This window comes from Clostridium sp. CM74B_53, from assembly GCF_036318045.1.
In the GTDB taxonomy this organism is placed as follows: Bacteria; Bacillota; Clostridia; order Lachnospirales; family Lachnospiraceae; genus Pilosibacter.
Map to the genome: position 1 here is coordinate 22,778 of NZ_JAWQDE010000005.1, position 18,641 is coordinate 41,418.

18 protein-coding genes and 1 pseudogene are annotated in these 18,641 nt (G+C 35.2%); 15 read left to right on the forward strand and 4 right to left on the reverse strand.

Going from position 1 to position 18,641, the window contains the following annotated elements; genetic code table 11:
* The first annotated feature begins 14 nt into the window (after positions 1-14).
* The 3 genes from V2546_RS05530 to V2546_RS05540 are packed head-to-tail and all read left to right on the forward strand — an operon-like array spanning position 15 to position 2,832.
* Positions 15-2,174, forward strand: coding sequence for a DUF2357 domain-containing protein (locus tag V2546_RS05530; RefSeq protein WP_329751770.1), 2,160 nt, complete (start codon positions 15-17; stop codon positions 2,172-2,174).
* A gap of 54 nt (positions 2,175-2,228) precedes the next feature.
* Positions 2,229-2,486 (forward strand): type II toxin-antitoxin system HicA family toxin, encoded by a 258-nt coding sequence (locus V2546_RS05535; protein ID WP_117567315.1) that lies wholly within the window; start codon positions 2,229-2,231, stop codon positions 2,484-2,486.
* Positions 2,470-2,832: a type II toxin-antitoxin system HicB family antitoxin gene (locus V2546_RS05540; RefSeq protein ID WP_117567313.1), complete on the forward strand. Its 363-nt coding sequence runs from the start codon at positions 2,470-2,472 to the stop codon at positions 2,830-2,832. Before V2546_RS05535 ends, V2546_RS05540 begins: the two co-directional genes overlap by 17 nt.
* 504 nt (positions 2,833-3,336) lie before the next feature.
* Here V2546_RS05540 and V2546_RS05545 read toward each other — a convergent pair.
* The gene (locus V2546_RS05545) at positions 3,337-3,603 is read right to left on the reverse strand and encodes a hypothetical protein (RefSeq protein ID WP_329751771.1); all 267 of its coding nucleotides are present in this window, start codon (positions 3,601-3,603) and stop codon (positions 3,337-3,339) included.
* Positions 3,575-3,769, reverse strand: a complete 195-nt coding sequence (locus tag V2546_RS05550) for a helix-turn-helix domain-containing protein (RefSeq protein ID WP_329751772.1) — start codon at positions 3,767-3,769, stop codon at positions 3,575-3,577. The genes V2546_RS05545 and V2546_RS05550 overlap by 29 nt, the downstream gene beginning before the upstream one ends.
* Positions 3,770-3,828: 59 nt before the next feature.
* Here V2546_RS05550 and V2546_RS05555 point away from each other — a divergent pair, with 59 nt between their 5' ends.
* The 10 genes and pseudogenes from V2546_RS05555 to V2546_RS05590 all read left to right on the forward strand — a co-directional run bounded on the left by V2546_RS05555 (position 3,829) and on the right by V2546_RS05590 (position 16,351).
* Complete coding sequence (locus V2546_RS05555) at positions 3,829-4,542, forward strand: hypothetical protein (RefSeq protein ID WP_329751774.1); 714 nt, start codon at positions 3,829-3,831, stop codon at positions 4,540-4,542.
* 14 nt (positions 4,543-4,556) lie between these two features.
* Positions 4,557-4,709, forward strand: coding sequence for a hypothetical protein (locus tag V2546_RS05560; protein WP_015552546.1), 153 nt, complete (start codon positions 4,557-4,559; stop codon positions 4,707-4,709).
* Between the two features lie 303 nt (positions 4,710-5,012).
* Entirely contained in the window at positions 5,013-5,348 is a 336-nt protein-coding gene (locus tag V2546_RS15655) for a histidine phosphatase family protein (RefSeq protein WP_337495046.1), read from the forward strand.
* Between the two features lie 18 nt (positions 5,349-5,366).
* Positions 5,367-5,609: a hypothetical protein gene (locus V2546_RS15660; protein ID WP_243121999.1), complete on the forward strand. Its 243-nt coding sequence runs from the start codon at positions 5,367-5,369 to the stop codon at positions 5,607-5,609.
* Between the two features lie 10 nt (positions 5,610-5,619).
* Positions 5,620-8,349, forward strand: coding sequence for an AAA domain-containing protein (locus V2546_RS05570; RefSeq protein WP_329751776.1), 2,730 nt, complete (start codon positions 5,620-5,622; stop codon positions 8,347-8,349).
* 17 nt (positions 8,350-8,366) lie between these two features.
* Complete coding sequence (locus V2546_RS05575; protein ID WP_015552550.1) at positions 8,367-9,461, forward strand: restriction endonuclease; 1,095 nt, start codon at positions 8,367-8,369, stop codon at positions 9,459-9,461.
* Positions 9,462-9,499: 38 nt separating this feature from the next.
* Positions 9,500-9,700: pseudogene (locus tag V2546_RS15665) on the forward strand (helix-turn-helix domain-containing protein); the annotation flags it as partial.
* On the forward strand, positions 9,692-10,210 hold the full coding sequence (locus V2546_RS05580) for an NUDIX hydrolase (protein ID WP_486463569.1): 519 nt from the start codon (positions 9,692-9,694) through the stop codon (positions 10,208-10,210). The pseudogene V2546_RS15665 and the gene V2546_RS05580, both read left to right, overlap by 9 nt.
* 20 nt (positions 10,211-10,230) lie before the next feature.
* On the forward strand, positions 10,231-11,601 hold the full coding sequence (locus V2546_RS05585) for an ATP-binding protein (protein WP_329751778.1): 1,371 nt from the start codon (positions 10,231-10,233) through the stop codon (positions 11,599-11,601).
* A gap of 76 nt (positions 11,602-11,677) precedes the next feature.
* Positions 11,678-16,351: a hypothetical protein gene (locus tag V2546_RS05590; RefSeq protein WP_329751779.1), complete on the forward strand. Its 4,674-nt coding sequence runs from the start codon at positions 11,678-11,680 to the stop codon at positions 16,349-16,351.
* Between the two features lie 222 nt (positions 16,352-16,573).
* Here V2546_RS05590 and V2546_RS05595 read toward each other — a convergent pair whose 3' ends face one another.
* Together V2546_RS05595 and V2546_RS05600 are read right to left on the reverse strand one after the other, a co-directional pair.
* Positions 16,574-16,825, reverse strand: a complete 252-nt coding sequence (locus V2546_RS05595; RefSeq protein WP_329751780.1) for a hypothetical protein — start codon at positions 16,823-16,825, stop codon at positions 16,574-16,576.
* Positions 16,809-17,189 (reverse strand): plasmid mobilization protein, encoded by a 381-nt coding sequence (locus V2546_RS05600; RefSeq protein WP_329751781.1) that lies wholly within the window; start codon positions 17,187-17,189, stop codon positions 16,809-16,811. Before V2546_RS05600 ends, V2546_RS05595 begins: the two co-directional genes overlap by 17 nt.
* A 666-nt stretch (positions 17,190-17,855) precedes the next feature.
* Here V2546_RS05600 and V2546_RS05605 point away from each other — a divergent pair.
* Both V2546_RS05605 and V2546_RS05610 read left to right on the forward strand, forming a co-directional pair.
* Positions 17,856-18,116, forward strand: a complete 261-nt coding sequence (locus tag V2546_RS05605; protein ID WP_118297493.1) for a type II toxin-antitoxin system Phd/YefM family antitoxin — start codon at positions 17,856-17,858, stop codon at positions 18,114-18,116.
* A complete protein-coding gene (locus V2546_RS05610) occupies positions 18,106-18,333 on the forward strand; it encodes a type II toxin-antitoxin system RelE/ParE family toxin (RefSeq protein WP_142411914.1) in 228 nt (75 codons plus the stop codon). Before V2546_RS05605 ends, V2546_RS05610 begins: the two co-directional genes overlap by 11 nt.
* Positions 18,334-18,641: the final 308 nt, after the last annotated feature.

Sequence of the window (18,641 nt, forward strand, 5' to 3'; positions counted from 1 at the left end):
AAGGGGATGTCAACATGAAGTTATGCATAGTTAAGCCAGATGGTACTGTTGCAGAAATCTTGTTGCGTGATCGTCAACCATCTTTCGAAGCATTTAATAATGAACAATTATTTTTTGAAAATTATCAATACAAATTTATTTTGCGTGAAATAGAAGAGTATGAGAATGTAGAGATATTTGTGGGAGACTATTCAGTACCTATACATTATAAGGCATCTACGGATTGGTATGAAACGGATCAAGATTTAGTTTTTGGTGGTTGTTTTGATTTGGCATATATAAGTGTGTGGGTAAGCGAAAAAGAGGGAAAAGAAGAACGTTTTTACACGGATTTTCTTCGAATTGCTACTACTAAACAAACAACAAGACAAGTTGAACAGATGCTAGATGAAATAGAAAAAAATATTCCTAATTTTTTGGAGGTATGTTTTAGTCGTAACAAAAAAAATTCAGGACTTAAGAATGACAGTACAAGATCTATTTGGAATACACTTAAATTGGTAGATGAAATTATAAAGACTTACGAAGAGAATTATGATTCTTTTTTTAATCATAAGAAGTCCTTTGTAGAACCTGTAGCCAGTGTAGAAGATGTAAGATCAATGAGAGTAGTAAATCAAGAAAGTTTAAGGTGGATTGCGTGCAATCCAGATAATCTTGTGAAAACTGATAAAAAAACAGGAATAAATTTTAATGGTTACAATTATATGCCATCGAAAATAAAAACATATATTTCTAAGTATTCTTATAATGTGTATGAAAATAGAGTTATATTAGGATTTTTAAAAAATGTCATTGATTATTTAGAAAATCAAATTATAGGATTTGCTAAAGAAATTGTAGAGGTAGAAAACATACCTGAATCAATAGTTGCACAATTGCCAAATACGCATGCGCTTACAGGAAAATGCGTTTATGTTTATTATAAAGGCGTGGTGGATAGATTTTCTGAAAAAAAAGATATTTTGGAAGAAATATATTATAGGTATGAAAAAATTTTAAAGTGTATACCAGAGGATATATATGGATTGCCTAAGCTTACGAATACATTTAAACAAATATATCATTATCGAATCTGTTATGAATGTATGGCAAAATGGTTTGAAGCAGGGGATTATACTTTTGATCATTTAAATTATTTATTCAAACTAAAAACACTAAGCCGAATTTTTGAATATTATTGTTTGATAAAAATTCAAAACGCAATTGCTTTGTGCGGATTTATTTTGCAAGATTCAGACCGAATTATATATGATGTAGAAGATGATTCTGAAAATATCAATAACCAATATATATTTGAAGGTAATGGATATGAAATAACATTATTATATGAACCATCTATTTGGATAGATAGAAGTAATGCATGTACTAATTTGTATTCAACAGGTTACAATTTTATAAAAAGTAAGTGGAATGATAGATGGACCCCGGATTTTGTATTGAAAATATCTGGTAATTATAAAGATTACTATTATATACTGGATGCTAAATATTCAAATTTCTATAATGTGAAAAGGCGATATATTCCAGCGTTAGTTTTGAAATACGGAACACAAATAGCATCTAAGGACAAGTTTTTTTCAGATGTAATAGGAATTGGAGCGATATATCCTAGTAAGGAAGACAAAATATATTATTTTAAGAAAAATGCAATTAATTCACTGAAGCATTCACTTCCGCAATACTTTTCTTTGACAATTGTCGATGGAGATGTGGGAACGCAAATTCTTAAAGAGCAAATAGAAAAATTATTCAAAGTTGTTGATATACTTGAGGAGGAATGTGAGAATATAGATTCTTCTAAAAAAGAAATGAGTTTGAATAATTTTGAAATTGAGCACGAGAAGATAGAGAATGAGCCAAAGACAGAGGTAGAGAAAAAAGAGAAAAATGATAGCTTAAATATTAATGTTAGTGAAAAAAATTGTTTCTATTATGCCAAAAATATCTGTCTCTGTCAAAAAAAACCATGTACAGTTATTAACGCTCCATGTAAACATTATATTCCAAAAAAATCTAGAGAACTGTTAAAGGAAGATAGTTGCAGAAATTTAATTCAATATGTGAAGCGGAACAAGCCAAATGGTAGGGTAGAATGTTCGATTTCAGGTTTGCCGGGATGTATTGGTGCGGAGCAATGCAAATTTTATTTAAAAAAGAATGTACATAAATAAATTGATTGACACCATATGCGACACCACGTATAATATGAATAGGAGGTATAATAAATGTCAAAGTGGGATAAACTGATAACACGTATATGCAATTTATCGAAAGACCTCCGGTTTGATGAGTTACGGAAGGTATTGGAAAGCTATGGTTACGAAATGAATGCACCAAGAAATGGAAGTAGTCATTATACTTTCAGAAAGCAAGGGTGTATGCCAATTACAATACCAAAGCACGAACCAATCAAGAAAGTATATGTAGAAATGGTAAGGCAGATTGTAGAAAGCGAGGCGAAGAATGATGAAGACGCTGAATGATTATATGGCAATGTCCTATCGTATGGAAATTGTGGAAGATAAAGATGAAGGCGGATTTGTAGTTTCTTATCCGGATTTGCCTGGTTGCATTACTTGTGGTGAGACAGTGGAGAGTGCGGTAGCAAATGCACTGGATGCAAAAAAAGCATGGATTGAAGCTGCATTAGAAGAAGGCGTAGAGATTCATGAACCAGATAGTTTGGAAGATTATTCTGGGCAGTTTAAATTGAGAATTCCACGAAGTCTGCACAGATCACTGGCAGAACATTCTCAGCGGGAAGGAATCAGCATGAATCAATATTGTGTGTATCTACTTTCCAGAAATGATGCAGTGTTCTCAAAATAAATGTTGTCAAACTTATCTACACCATTTACAATAAGCTGGCAACAAATTGGCAACAGAAAATCAGTGAGCCAAAATAATATATGCAACAGAAATAAAATAACGGCAAAAAAGAAGTAAAACTTAAACAAATATATTTAAGAATATCTTTGGATTTGCCGAGTTTGAATAATTTTCAAAAGCTCGCAAAGCCTAGTAAAATGGGCATTTGCGAGCTTGTTTTTTGCCTTGTGGTACTATTTTGGTACTAAAGTGAGCTGTGCAGGAATAGAAAATTGATGGCTTGGAATGCTTGCATTCCACAGACAGCAGATTTCTATTCCTATAGGGCGAACGCCCTACATCGAGATGAATCGAAGCGGAATCGAGATGGTGCACATCGGATGGCATTATGTTTCACGCATGAGGCCATGTTATTTTCTACTCAAAATATTCATTTGGAGAAATCTCTCCGTTATTTAATTTCGTTTTCATTTCACACCATTCCGAAAGGAAATCATTTACCAATCAATATTCAAAAGTTAATGCAACAGGTGCACCTGTACAGTCATAATCATCTTCGTTATAAGTTGGTCTGACTGTTTCAGATGGTTTTGCCGGAGTCATTGCAGTTAAGTGAATCAAATTGCCAGGAGCAGTGTACTCAGGAAATCTTGTACCTTTTCCTCTTGCTGGAAGTGAAGCTGCACTTTCTTCAAGCCAGAAAAGAGTTTCAATGATATCCTCTGCAGCACCAAGGCTGTAATCAGAAATAGCTTTGTAATTGCAGTGCATCGGTGAGCTTCAAAATCATATCTTCGCCGGGAATACGTGCACCAGTTTCGTATTGTGATATACGGACTGACATATTTTTTCCTTCAAAGCCAAGTGCACCGCCTAGATCATCCATTGTCATTTTACGGAATACCTGTATTTTCTTTATTCTTTCACCTATTGTCATAGTGTAGCTACCTCCATTTTGTGATCCTGTATGGGCTGTTGAACACCAAGTTATCTGACATGTCAGATAAAGTAGTTGTCACCATTCCAGAAAAAGTTTTATGCAAAGCTATACAGATTAAGGATTGTAGAGCAGAAGCGTTTTGTGGTTGGTGGAGCAAAGTATACAGAGAAAGCTCGAGCCGGAAACGGAATATTGAGAACGAGGAGCAGTATCATGAGTATCAGATATGGCATGTGGGAGTGCAGGAAGAACTGGACGAATTGAAGCAGGAGAAAAGGAATATTAAGAAGCAAATACAGCTTGCTGATGGAATTGTGAAAGAAGATTTGTATACGGCTTATTATGCAGTGTCGGAGAAAGAAGAAATCGTTGCAGACAGGGATGTTGAGATACCGGGGATGGAAGATGAGGCAGTGTCAGAGAAAGATGTGGCTGTTGAGCCGGAGACGAATGTTGTGGTAATAAATCCAGACAATAATCAGAATGAAATAGGCAGACAGAAAGAGCAAGCTGATAGTGCGAGAAAACAACAGACTGATTTAGAGGGAATAGGAATATCAGAGATTCTTAATTTGTCTGATGTGAATATGACAAGAATGGACGAAAGTATAATTAATGTGACAAGTAAAAGTGAATTGGTGAACATGAAGAAAAAGAGCCTGTGGACGAAGTTGGCTGGATTGTCAGGAGAATATCAGAGCTTGGTGGTTTTGAGAATGTCAGTGATTCTGTTAAGGCAGATGTATTCGGATTTGATATTGCTGATGTGAGTGGAAGCATAAGGATGTTTTCAGATGTGATGAAAAGGTTGGGGATAAAACTGGATGGAGATGAACTTTATGAGGAATTTCAGAGGATTTATGATGAAAGTGTTGGTAGAGATGTTGATAAAGGAAAGATGGAAGATAAGATGAGGAATAGGGACAGAGGAAGATGATTCCTCTGCATATCCACGATTCACTTTACGCGCCCGAAATATATATTGCAAACTAGGAAACAATCGCAAGAAGTTGCGATTGTTATTGATGATGTAGTGATTCTGTGATATCATATAAAAATATGGTACATGAAAACGGAGGTCAAAATGAAAGTATTGGTAACGAATTGTAGTCCTGTAAGAAATGGAGCAAGCGAAGGAACAGGGCGTATTACAGATTGCGTTGGAAGCGACGGATATGGGACGACCTTTGTATGAAAGACATGGATTTGTGAAAATGGAAGATGAAATGGAGCTGATCAAATGACAAGAGTTTATTTCGTACGTCACGCACAACCGGAGCATGATTGGGAAGAAGACAGAACAAGACCTTTGACGGAAGAAGGGAAGAAAGATTCAGTAGTTGTGTTAGAATTTTTGAGTAACAAGAAAAAAGATGCGTTTTATTGTAGTCCATATAAACGTAGTATGGATACTATTGCAGAGGCAGCAGATTTTTTTACAAAAGAGATTATAACAGATGAGAGATTGAGGGAGCGAGAAAAAGGTCCTGATGGAAACAACTACGGAATGTTTCAGAAACGCTGGGCTGACCATGATTATCATGAAGATGGTGGAGAATCCATTGCTATGGTTTAAAATCGTAATATAGAGGCGTTGAACGAGATTTTAGCAGATAATACAGATAAAGAGAGTGTTATAGGAACCCATGGTACTGCCCTTAGTACGATATTGAATTCTTATGACAATAGTTTCGGGTGCGAAGAATTTCTGCGAATTATAGATTGGATGCCATATATTATCGAACTGGATTTTGAAGGCGATAAGTTGGTTGGCAAACATGAACATTGCTATGTGGAGAAGGAATTCAAGGGCAATCAGCGTGCGGATAAGAAGTAGTGAGGAATAGATGAATACACGATATTATATGGTCATTATCAAGGGTGAAATAAAGACATCCGAAATAATGTCATGTGGTTATAATAGAAATACCCAAAAATGGGATGTAAAATTCAATAATGGAAAAACATACTCGTATGCATATTTGAATGTGGAAAAGTTGACTGATCCGGAGGTTTTGAATCCTAACATGTATCGGATTAGCAGAGAAGGACGAGAGTTCTTTGATGTTAATGCAATATATGTATTTAGAAGCGGAAGTGAGTCTTATTGGCACATTTGTTTTGGCGATGGTAGTGAAAGAGATTATCGTCGGAACGACTTGCATATTATAGAGTCATGTCTTGCCCAGAGTCAGTCATCAAATGTATTTGAATATATAAAGCAAATTGCAGGTTTGAGTAATCTTAAGAATGAAGAGACTGGTGAAAAATTATTGTCTAAGAAGTTTGCCAAGATTTCTTTTGTGGGTAGTGATGTAGCTTTAGCAAAGTATTTGAATCCATCGTCATTGCAAGGAAAAAGAACAGGACGCGAATACATTCCAATTTTCCCATTTGGATGCAATAACAGTCAGTATAAGGCTGTAAAAAATGCCATGGAGAATCAGATTAGTGTTATACAGGGACCTCCAGGAACGGGGAAGACACAAACGATATTGAATATTATTGCCAATATATTAATGCAAGGGAAAACGGTACAGATAGTATCCAATAATAATTCGGCAACGGAAAACGTATATGAAAAATTATCTTCTCCAAAATACAATTTGGGTTTTATTGCTGCGACATTAGGAAGTTCTAAAAATAAGAAATTATTTGTTGAGCATCAGGATGCCGCTTATCCCGATTTTTCGTCGTGGAAAACGGGAGAAGATCAAAGTGTTTTGCAGAAGGAAATAGCAGAGCAATCCAGTCAGTTAAAAAGTGTTTTTGATAAGCAGGAAAAACTGGCGTGTTTAAGGCAGGAACTTTCACAGTTGGTTACTGAACAGGAATATTTCAATCAATATGTTAAAGAATCAGATGTTCATACAGATAGTATTAAGTTCAAGAAAAAACTATCTTCAAAGCAATGGATGGTATTGTGGCAGGAGTGCCAGTTGATTTCAGAAGAGAAAACGGCAATAGGATTTTGGTTTAAGATAAAAGCCTTATTTAAATATAGAGTAACCGATTGGAGCATTTATAAGCAGGATATTTCAAAGATAATTACAACCTTTCAAGCAATGTATTATCGTGCGAAGCAGGCGGAGTTGTCTGGGAAAATTGCAGATATTGAAAAGTATTTAAATAGTGTTAATAAGAATTTGCTTGAGGATTTATGCGATCAGTCAATGGTTGTCCTAAAAGACAAACTGGCAAGGAAATATGAAGGTAATAGTAGTAGGAAAACTTTTAGTGAAGATAATTTGTGGAAGGAACCATACGATGTATTGGCTGAGTATCCGGTTATATTAAGTACAACATTTTCATCAAGAAACAGCCTGAATTCAGATGTGGTGTATGATTACCTTATCATGGATGAGGCATCACAGGTAGATATTGCAACTGGTGCGTTGGCATTGTCCTGTGCAAGGAATGTTGTTATTGTAGGGGATACCAAGCAACTTCCCAATGTTGTTACAGGTGATATAAAAGCCAAAGCAAAAGTTATATTTGACAGCTTTAATGTGAGTGAAGGATATCAGTATACAAACAGTTTTCTGCAATCCATTTTGGATGTTATGCCAAATGTAACACAAACATTGTTGCGGGAACATTATAGGTGTCACCCCAAAATAATCAATTTCTGTAACCAGAAATTCTATCGTGGTGAATTGATTATTATGACAACGGATAAGGGTGAAGAGGATGTTTTATCGGTAGTAAAAACGGTAGTGGGAAATCATGAGCGTAACCATTATAGCCAGCGCCAGATAGATGTTATTAAAAATGAGATTATACCAAAATATGTTTCAAATCCGGAAGAAACCGGAATTATTGCACCGTACAAAAATCAGGTAGAAGCTTTAAGCAAGGAGATTACAGATATTGATGCTGCTACAGTGCATAAGTTCCAGGGCAAGGAGAAAGAGAATATTATTATATCTACCGTGGATGATGAAATATCTGATTTTGCAGATGATCCATATTTAATCAATGTTGCTGTATCAAGAGCCAAAAAGAAATTGATGTTGGTTGTAACTGGAAATGAGCAATCAAAAGAGCGCAATATAACAGATTTGATTGATTATATTCAATATAATAATTTTGAAGTTACTGAAAGCAAGATTTATTCGATTTTTGATTACCTTTACAAGCAGTATACTGAGGAAAGAAGGGCATACTTGCAGAAGCACAAAAAAGTATCAGAATATGATTCGGAAAATCTGATGTATTCATTGATAGAGGACATTATCTCCGCTAACAAGTATTCAAGCTTGGATGTTGTTTGTCATTTTCCGTTGAATATGTTGATTAAGAATCCAGAACTATTAAATGAGCAGGAATGTCAGTATGCAATGAATCCAGCAACACATTTAGATTTTCTGGTTTATAACAGAATTGGTAAAAAGCCTGTGTTGGCGATCGAGGTTGACGGATATGAATACCATAAAGAGGATACTGTTCAGGCTTCAAGAGATTTGTTGAAAAATCATATTATGGAGTTGTATGAAATTCCATTACTGAGATTTATGACTAATGGTAGTGGCGAGAAAGAAAAGATTATAGAGATGCTGGATAAGTCGGTTGGGTAACGAAAGGAAAGCTGCGTATGGAGATTATAAGAAGGGACGAGTTACAGGAACTTTTAGATGTTGTCAGGATGAAACCATATGGCAAAATCTTGATAACAGGTGCGGCAGGAAGTGGTAAAACTTTTTTGTTAAATATAATTGGAAAGATATTAGAGGAACAAGGAAGAAAAATCTGGTATGAAACGATGGTTTTTTCACAGATGGGAAATAAAATATGGAAACATTCATCTGATTTTACAGATGTTGTTTGTTTAGTGGATGGTTTGGACGAAATATATAGATATAAACAACAAATGGTAGAGAACATTAAAAATGCTAGAGGGTGTTATATATGCACTGCTAGAGAAAATAAGTTTGATATAAATTTTGATTATGAAATAAGGTTAAAGCCATTAACAGATAAACAGATATTATTGTTTATTAGTGATTATCTTGGTGCCCGTATCTCGAGTGACAGTATTGTAGAAGGTATTTTTAAAGAACTTGATAAGCAAAATTTAACGCCTAGAACGATAGCTGAAAAGCTTCATACAAAACTAAAGGGCGAGGGGCTTAACGAATATTTTCTTGATTTTGAAAAGGATATACATCAAATATATACATATAAAGGTGGTGTATCTCTACAACATCCAGAGATAGTTGTTCCAGAACGAAAAATTATTAGAGTACCAGACGAAATAAAAAATGATATAAAGGTAGTAACGCATTCGCTTGTGGATAAAGTTGCATTAAGACCAGAAATACTTCAAGAAATTACTCCTAGACAGTTTGAGGAACTGGTTTGTGAATTGTTTGAAAGAAAAGGATATAATGTGCAACTTACGAAACAGACAAGAGATGGTGGTAAGGATTTGATTGTTCTTAATAATTCAGTGTTAGGCGATTTGGTGATTTATGCTGAATGTAAAAAGAAAGCGCCTAGGCATCCTGTGAATGTTGGACTTGTTAGACAACTATATGGAACTGTTGAAGCGGACAGGGTTACAGCAGGAATAATGGTAACTAACTCATATTTCTCAAAGGATGCTCGTAGATTTCAACAGACGATAAAAAGTAGAATGAATTTAATAGACTATTCAGAGTTAATGAAACAGATAATGGATTGCAGATAGGAAATTGATAATTATTGAAGGTGAATGGAGACATTGTTATGGCAGTATCATACAATAAATTATGGAAATTATTAATAGATAAAAAAATGAGTAAATCGGATTTGCGTAAAAAGGCAGAAATTGCCCCTAACACGATGACAAAGCTTCGACGTGATGAAGAGGTAAGCCTTACAATTCTTAGTAAAATTTGTAAAACTTTACATGCAGACTTTGGGGATATTGTGGAGTATGTGCCGGATGCAGAAATATGGGATTTGTATAATGAGAACCGAGAGCTTCTGGGAAAAGACCATATCAGAGGAGAACAGTTACCGATAGACGGCTACCATTTGGTGGTGCATGTCTGGATTCGTAATTCCAAGGGCGAGTACCTTATCTCGCAGCGTTCTGCAAACAGACCAACACATCCTTTGATGTGGGAATGTGTGGATGGTTCTGTAGTAAAAGGAGAGGACAGTCTGCAAGGAGCGCTTAGAGAAGCCAAAGAAGAGATTGGAATAGATTTATTGCCAGAAAAAGGTCAAGTTGTTTTGTCAGACATTAAGAAAATCGAGTTTGGAAAAGTGGCTAATAAAATTGTTGATGTTTGGCTGTTTGATTACGATGGAGAGGTTGATTTAGGAAATGCCACAACAGATGAAGTGGCGCAGGTTGCATGGATGAATCGGGAGCAAATTAAGGAATTGTTTGAGCATAATATGTTTGTGGATACATTGGAATACTTCTTTACGGAAGTGGACAAGCAGTGATTTGGAAAGTTGGTGGATATATGAAGGAAAAAGAACATCAATCCATAGAGTGGAAGGAATCATGGCAGGATGAGTATTTAAAATGGATTTGTGGATATGCCAATGCCTACGGTGGAACAATATACATAGGTACGGATGACAATGGTAATGTTGTAGGTATTGATAATGCAAGAGATTTATTAGAGCGAATTCCTAATAAAATTACGGACACAATGGGAATCATTGCAGATGTGAATTTGTTATATAAAGGCGAACTTGAGTATTTGCAGATAATTGTTGATAAATATCCATCTTTAATAAGTTTTCGTGGAAAATATTATTATCGTTCCGGAAGTACCATGCGTGAGATTACTGGAAAGGAATTGGAAAGAGCTTTGTTAAAAACGCAGGGAAGAACATGGGATGGTGTGCCTCTACCAAAACTGACAGTATCTGATTTAAAGCAGGATGCAATACAGCTATTCAAAGATAAGGCGGTGAAAAGAGGAAGGCTTACGAAGGAAGAAGTCAGTGTGGAAGATACTATCTTGATGGATAACCTGCACCTAATTGATGAAGATGGATATTTGATAAGAGCAGCAATGCTTGCGTTTTATAAGGATCCAGAGAAGTGGGTAACAGGTTCTTATATCAAAATCGGTTATTTTGGAAAATCGGATTCGGATTTGGTGTATCAGGATGAGGTGCACGGGCCTTTGATAGAGCAGGTAGATAAGACTGTAGATTTGGTATACACGAAATATATGAAGGCATTGATTGATTATGAGGGTGTCCAGAGAATTGAGCAATTTATGTTCCACAAGGACGCATTCCGTGAGATTTTGTTGAATGCCATTGTTCATAAGGATTACAGCGGTTGCAATCCAATTCAGATTAGCGTTTACGAGGACAAGATATATATTTGGAATGATGGAGAGATGCCTCCAAATCTGGATTCTACTGACAAGTTGTTTATGAAGCATTCATCAAAGCCTTATAATCCGAAATTGGCTAATATCTTTTTCAAAAGCGGTATGATTGAAGCTTGGGGAAGAGGATTTGAGAAGATTAGGGAAGCCTGTGCGTTGTATGATGGACCATTGCCGGAATACGAGATTAATGAGGCTGGAATTATGGTTCTTTGCAAGGCTTGTGATAGGTATTTGAGGTTATTGAGAGATGATGGTCAGCATCCTGACCATCATCCTAACCAAAATGGTCAGGATGTGAATAAGCTGATTATCGATTTTTGTAAAGACCCGAAGTCGGTCCAAGAAATAATGGATGAATTTGATTTTGATAGCAGGACAAGCTTTAGAAGAAAGTATTTAACTCCTATGCTGAAAAATAGTGTGTTAAAGATGACTATACCGGAAAAGCCATCAAGTAAAAATCAGAAATACTTTTCGTAAGAAAATAAGCTAACCACATCTTAACCAATGTGGTTAGGATAAGAATACAAGAATTAAGAGAGAAGGTAATTGACGAATGGATCTAATGGCGGCAATTGGATTGCTTAGCTCTATTGTTACTTTAGAAGAGGCAGGAAGAAGCTGGGTATTAATTGTAAAAGACAAGTTAAAAAGAAAAGAGATTGATATCAATAATTGGGATTCAGATGATCCTTTAGTTCAGACTTGCCTTGATAGATTTAAAACTGATATGGGGGATAAATATAAGAATCATATTTTTTCAGAGGAAGAAATACAAGAAATCATTCGGGGCTTTTTTGAGCAGAATAGAGAGCTGCGTATAGGGAATGAGGAAAAGAAGCAAATGACTCAGATTATTGAGGATATTTTATACGCATATAATGAGTATACGAAGTCCCTTATGTCAAGCGGTGAAAGAACACTACATAACACGCTATCATCGGATTTTTCCAAGATAATGGATAAGCTGGGGGTGATAGAAGAACAACCTCATAAGGAAAACATTAAAAAGTTTTTGCGTGCGATTGAAATAAGTAAAGAAATTGAACTTGAAAATATTGAAGAGCTTATTAACGGTAAATATGAAATTGACAGGTCAGAAATTATTGAAACGATACAGGCAGGACGAGAAAAATTAGTATCGATACAGGGAAATGCTGGTTCTGGTAAATCAGTTGTATGCAAAAAACTGTTAAAGGGAAAAGAATACGTATTAGTCACGCGAGCAGAGAATTTGTCCACAGGAAAGAAAGTAAACGAATTGTGGGATTGTGATGTAGAGGATGCAATCCTGTGGTTAGAAAATAAACCGCTGTATATATTTATTGATGCTATCGAATTTATTGCAGATTGTGGTGACAATGCATTTACGTTGTTGCAGGAGATATATAGGCTTGCAGATAAATACAGCAATGTATATATTATTACTTCGTGTAGAACTACTGATAGTTCTGCGTTTATGAAGATTAATACAAAATATAGAATCAAAACATACGAGATTCCGGATTTGGCGAAAGAGGAGATTGATAAGGTTGCTAAAAGTTATCCCATTATTTTATCCTTACAGCAAAATAAAAAATATTCGGATTTATTATGTGTGCCATTTTATCTCAATTTAATTGTATCGGGAGGATTTGTAGAAGAAAATATTAACGACGAGAATAATTTTAGAAATCTCATATGGGAAAGAATCATCTGCTTAAAAGACAAGTGCAAAAAATATGGTGTCTTACAAAGTGATGTTAGAAACACTGTTGAGCGTATTGTTTTTGAACGTGCTAGTCGTTTTGTTGTTGGTGTTGATAGTGATATTGTAGATAGCGATATTCTAGAAGCATTGAAATCAGAAGAAATTATTGTCGAAAGCAGGAATAAGATACGTTTGAAATATGATATTTTCGAAGATATTTGTTTTGAACGATATATAGATAAGGCGTTTGATGTATGTCATGGATCGTATAATGTTTTTTTTGATGAAATAGAGAAAATCGGGCGTTGCATATATAGGCGATACCAAATTTGGATATCTAACAAACTGTTTGTACAGGAGGCTCGCGAGAAATTTGTATATACACTGTTAACGGATAATAGTATTGAGGCAAAATGGAAAAAGCAAACAGAAATTGGAATAGTAAAATCAAAATACTGTGGATTGTTTTTCAAGGAATTTCAGGAGTTGCTCGATGAAACAGTGGTTGAAGAATTGTTAGATATAACAAACTTATATGCATTTGAGGCGAAAATTAATCATTCACCAGCATTAATAATGAATGTAACACCGATAGGAGCGGCACGTAAAAATTTAATTGGTATGGTTTTTGAAGAACGCATAAGTCTAGATAAAAATAGAACTTCTATTATTAAGCTGTGTGATGATTATGCAAATTGTTTTTATAAAACTGCGGATACTGAAGAAAAAGCATACAAAATAATAATTAGATATATTGACGAGCTAATAGAAAAGAGTAAAGAGGAAAAATCATATTATCAACATGATGAAGAGATTGTGCAGCTTTTTCTTATTGTTGCCAAAATGGCCAAGTCATCTAAGTCATGGCTGAAAGAATTTGTTGAAAATATGATAGTAGAATATTGCTCTGGGACTAGTAGAAGGGACAGTGTTGCTGAAGAGATTCTAAAGGCGGTTGTGAAAAAATGTCCACTTTTATTTGTTATGGAATTACCCGAATTGGCATGTAAATCAGCGGAAACATTATGGGGACAAAGAGTGTCAAGAAAGCATTTTAGGTATGATGGATATGACCATAATAATGTGAGAGCGTATGGTCTATCTGACAATGCAGATCACTTCGACAATAATGAAAACGGCGTGTATAATAACACTTTTTTTTGGTATGTTATGAGATGTGACTTCGTAAAAGGCCTTGAGTGGGCAATATCATTTGTTAATAATGCAGTACAGACATTTGCAGAGAATAAGCCAGATGAGATAACAAATATAGAAATTTTTTTCCCAAAGGAAAACAAGAAAAGAGTGTATTTGGGTAACGGATGGTTGTGGATGGCAGATATCATGGAACATAACCTTCCGGTGGTATTGACGGACATTGTTTTTGTAATAAAGAAGACTGTTATTAATTCTATGAGAAATTCTTCTGACAGTACATATATTAAAGGCTTAGCAGAATACGTTAAGAATACTATATATGAAAAGGCAAACAACGTATTGCTTTTGTCTATTATTGAGGCTATAGGGATGAATTTTCAAAAAGAAATGCCGGGATATGCATTAGAATTAGCATCCAGTATGGAATTAATATATTTTGATATTCATCGTAGTGGCGAATTTATTTCTAATCCGACAAAAGAATTGTTGGAAAAACACATAATGCTATCAATGGGAGTTCCAGAAATAACCAGGCGATATGAGAAAGATGAAAAGTGTGCATGTAATTTGCAACAATACTTTGCTAATTCGTATCTTTATGGAGATGATGGAATAAAAAACAGATGTCATGTTATTTTAGATTACTTATATTCTATATACGATGAAAAAACGTATTCCAATGAGAATTTACAGATTCAAAAAATGGACTTTCGCGATGCTGCTGTGACAAAAATAGATGAAAAGACAATAATGATCGAACCGCAGATCAAGGGGGAAGCGCAAAAGATTATTAAGAATAATGAAGTTACAAACGAACCAATATTACATTTGAATGAAACTATAAATTATCTGATAGAGGATATAAATGAGAAAAAAGCGAATGCTGACCGAATTATTACAGTGATTGATACTCTTTGTGAAAAGATGAAAGGTGATTATCGTATTGAAATGCAGTTCGAGAAAGTACTTGTTACATTTATTGCGTCTGCATTGATAATGCCAGATATTACGGATGAACAGCGAAATAAACTAGTCGAGGAGTGGATTAGGCGTGTAAAGAAAATATTTTTAAATCAATCTTATGTTGCTGAAGTTAATATGGTAATTGCATTGTGGGAACAATTGAATAAAGATATAAATAACGACCTTAAGCAACAGATTTTGTTAATGATATTAGAGAGTATAATTAATGACGATAATTCAGGATTAATTAGCCAGATAGCAGAATTAACAAAGTATTTTTTGGAAAAAAATAGGAATTATGCAAGTAGGATTTTTAATACAATTATTATGCTTGCAGAAGATGAGATGAATCACCAGAAGTTTAATGCTGCATATATAAAAGATAATCGTAATGATGATGACTATGAATTCATTCCTAATATGGTTCCTAAATTATGTGGTGTGGATCATTGGATTCGGGAAAATAATGGAAATGAATATCAAAATAAGAGGTCCGAGATAATTCAAGAATATTTGTATGATGGTAAGGGGGTAGATCTTTCTGAGTTTGATATCAGTGATTATGATATAGACATTCTCAGTAATATTGCATGTTGTGGATTGAATACAGAAGATGAGAAATTTGCCATAGTTATTAGTTCGATTGTGCAATGTATGATTGAAATATGGCATAAAAACTGTAAAGAAATGCGGGCTCATGAAATAATTGACACATTTCAAGAACATAAAGTATCCTCTTATTTTCAAAGAGAATTGAATATTACAGGACGAAATCCAGAAGCTGTTTATGATATTCTGTTTAAAGGAACTGACTTTTCGAAATTTACCAGAGATACATTGGACTTTTATGAAGATGTTCTTAGTGGCTTTTTGGTGTCATATGTTGATGGATTTAGGGAGAAGGGTAAGAGAGATGACATTGAGAAGAAGATTCGAATTCTTGAAACTTATGTAAATAGTATTCCAGAGGACTATGTAAGAAATATTCTTGAAAAGAGATTGTTCCTTTGTAAAGGAAGATATAGCAGATGGGATGTAAACAAAGTAAAGGCAGAATATAGTTATAAAGATAAGTGCTTTCTGAATGTACAGATTGAGAAGTATGGCTCCAATCATTTGAACGATGTTCTATACACAGTATATTTGCTCAATATTAGTGAACTCTTACCAGAAATTTTGATATCTATTAGTTCATGCTTTACAAAAGCTATTAGAAATAGCAAAGAACAGTTTGCAAAAGAAATAATAGATTCACAAGTGATAGTTGATATGATTATCTTAAAATCCTTTATATTCTATAGCGATGAAATAAAAAAGGATGAGAAGCTGATTAATGCATATGAGGACATACTATTAGCATTGACAGAAATAAGAAATGAGAAGGCTGCTGTACTATTAGATGAATTTCGAATTCATTGATTTGAATGTGAAGATTGGAAGATAGAATTGGGATGTTAAAAGGAATTGGACGGAGTTATATCGTTGGATGATTTGGAAGAAATTAGTGATGATTAAAAAAGGCAGTGAAATATATATTAGAGAAATGGTAAATCTTAGTCTCACCAGTCTCAAATTACTATGAGACTGGTGAGACTAAGATGAGACTAACTCAATAGAGTATTTCCTCAACTGGGGGAATAATTAATTAAATTCATTCATAGCATCCACATAATCCTGCAATCCGTTTTCTTTCAATGCCAGTTTGGCATATAGCAGAGGGGTTTCCTCTGCCAGCCGGTATAGATATACAATATCAGTAGGATTATCAAAGATAACAGAGAAATTACATTCCTTACAACGTATAACAAGAATTGCGTTCTCGCCGGTATTGACGATAATGGAGTCTGTGGAAGGTTCGTACATTCCGAACTGAAAATTAAGATTGTTGTTCATGACAGTCTCCTTCCCACAGATATTTTGCATCATCCAGCAGGTCGATAATAGCTGTTAGCATATTAGTGTATTCGATTTGTAATTCCTTGATGGCTTCCGAAGAAGGAAGAGTATCGGGAGTGCGGTCTGGTGAGGTAAATGCCTTTTGCATTTCAAGTAATTGCAGATAAAATGCATTCACAGTTTGCACCAGAGGATAGATGTTTTCTTTCTTGCCAACAACGCAGATACGATTGTAGATGCATGAACGGACGAAGTAATCTTTCTTCATCAGTCCACTGGCAAGGATACGGGCTTCAATTTGTTTCCTTTCAGCGTCAGTGATTCTGAAGCTGATGGTTGGGTTTTTATGTTGATTGCTCATGGTAATGCTCCTTTCGTTTTGGCTGTGGCAGCAGGCGTAATAGATAACCTGACAGCCACAGGAATTTATTCATTGTGAGTAATAAAAAAGTAGATTATATCATTCCTATGGAAAAAAGTTTAGGTGCAGATACTGCAACTAATTTGCTACTAAAAGTTTTGAAAACGATGCGAAAAGAGCGATATTTGGCGAAATAGATGTGTCCAAAATGCGGGAAATATCAGCATTTATGAGTTGCCGATAATAAACTCGGGAAGAGTTTGAATAAAATACTATTGTTAACAGAGGATGCGGGAATATATTTCTGCACCCTTTGTTAATTGTCAGCCCCCTTGCGGGGCTGTGAGTTGAAACAAAAATCAGGTAATCGACTTTTCTGCCGCCCTCAAAGTCAGCCTTCTTGTGGATTGTGAGTTGAAACAATTTTTCTCTACATCTAAATGAAAAACTTAAGCTTTCAGCTGTTCTTGGGAGAATGGAATAAGTGCAGCCGGTGAGGACAACTAAATAAAGCCTCCTGCAATATGATGTCGCAAGCCAAACTCAAAACCAGAGGAGACGTTCCAAATGAACAATGGAAGTTTATCACATACCCAATGAAATAATATAAAATTGCATACATGGTATAATTATGGTACAATTAAACTACATAAAGGAGATGCTTTTATGCCGCAAATTGTTCCAATCAGTCATTTAAAAAACACTTCAGAAATTTCAGAAATGTGTCATTCTACAAAAGAACCAATCTTTATTACGAAAAATGGGTATGGTGACATGGTGCTCATGAGTATGGAAAACTATGAACGGATGATGAAGTTGTCAAAAGTTTATAAGGAGCTGGAGGAGTCGGAGAGCCAGATAGAAGCTGGGCAGACGATGAATGCGAGAAAGCAGCTTGCATCCATGAGGGAGAAATATGGGTTATAAACTGGAAATTACGCAGAAGGCATCTGAACATTTGGATCAGTTGCTGGCTTATCTGTTGAATCCGTTAAAAAGCGATCAGACAGCCAAACATCTTCTTTCGGGAATCGAAGAAATTTATGATCGTCTGGAAGAAGATCCATGGAAATTTCCAGCATGTATCGATTATGTGCTTCGAAAAAAGGAATACCGGAAGGCAAAAATACCGGGCATGGCATAGCTTATGATTTATCGGGTAAATGAAGATATAAGAACGGTCTATGTCATGGGAATCTTTCATGAATTAGAGAACTATGGAAGCAAGTTATAAAGAAGGCCTGAGAGAAATCCGGTTGGATGACAATATATTTCCCTGGATATTACGGTAATGGGAAGAGCCGGACTATTTTGAGATGTTCTGCAAAGAACTAGAAGCGTGTGGGATTACATATAGGCTGAAATCGGAAGGACCGCTGATATTGACACAGATGGCGGAACTTTGGCACTGTGTTGCGGTGGTTCTATGTCGATAGTTGGGGTGGGATTTCT